We start from the raw sequence: 667 nt of genomic DNA, 5'->3' as shown, positions 1-667 counted from the left end.
GTGACCGGTCAAGGCAAAATCTTAGGTAAGTTTGTCATTCTTTCTGTAGAGGAAAAACAAAGCGTTTTTCATCATAATGGCACCCCCAAAAAACAAGAATTTACGATAAAATTGAGAGAATATGGTGAAGAGCTATGAGTGATCTTTACGTGACAAAAGAAGGCGATATGGTTGATGCCATTTGCTGGAGATACTATGCAAAGGGTCAACAAGCCCTTGCTGTTGAACGCGTTTATGCAGCAAATTTTGGTCTTGCAGACTATGGACCCATCTTAAAAGCAGGCATCACAATCGTTTTGCCAACCCTCCCCTATCCGAAAGCCACACCGGTAATCAGAATTTGGGGCAGTCAATCATGAAACCTTTTTGCACGGTTCTGGCAAATGGAGAGGACATCACAAGAATGCTGATGGACTATGTTTTGTCGATTGAAATTACCGATGAAGCAGAAAACAAAAGTGATCGTATCACTATAGAGCTTGATGACCGCGCACGTGACAGTGATAACGGCTTTCTTGATATTCCTCTTATCGGGACAGTTATTTCCATAAAACTTGGCTATGAAGGCGGGAAAAACCGCGATATGGGATCCTATCTGATAGACGAAATCTCTGTAAGCAGCCCACCACAAAGCTTAAGCGTGACAGGGCGCGCCGCATCAATGAAC

At 43.3% G+C, this 667-nt stretch carries 2 protein-coding genes and 1 pseudogene; all 3 read left to right on the top strand.

Annotated elements, in window-relative coordinates; translation table 11 throughout:
* A partial coding sequence (locus tag ACFIJZ_RS10090) for a phage tail protein (RefSeq protein WP_375632040.1) occupies nucleotides 1–138 on the top strand: 138 nt, incomplete at its 5' end.
* Nucleotides 135–359 carry a tail protein X gene (locus ACFIJZ_RS10085; RefSeq protein ID WP_039760481.1) on the top strand — a complete coding sequence of 75 codons (225 nt, stop codon included), beginning with the start codon at nucleotides 135–137 and terminating at the stop codon, nucleotides 357–359. The genes ACFIJZ_RS10090 and ACFIJZ_RS10085, both read left to right, overlap by 4 nt.
* A pseudogene (locus tag ACFIJZ_RS10080) lies at nucleotides 356–667 on the top strand (late control protein); the annotation flags it as partial. The gene ACFIJZ_RS10085 and the pseudogene ACFIJZ_RS10080, both read left to right, overlap by 4 nt.

The organism is Bartonella sp. CL70QHWL, from assembly GCF_042194855.1.
In the GTDB taxonomy this organism is placed as follows: Bacteria; Pseudomonadota; Alphaproteobacteria; order Rhizobiales; family Rhizobiaceae; genus Bartonella.
This window is presented reverse-complemented; position numbering and strand designations above follow the sequence as displayed.

What these genes read in the sequence shown, in the direction of transcription:
- ACFIJZ_RS10085 (WP_039760481.1), top strand. Translation starts at nt 135, where the DNA reads ATGAGTGATCTTTACGTGACAAAAGAAGGCGATATGGTTGATGCCATT.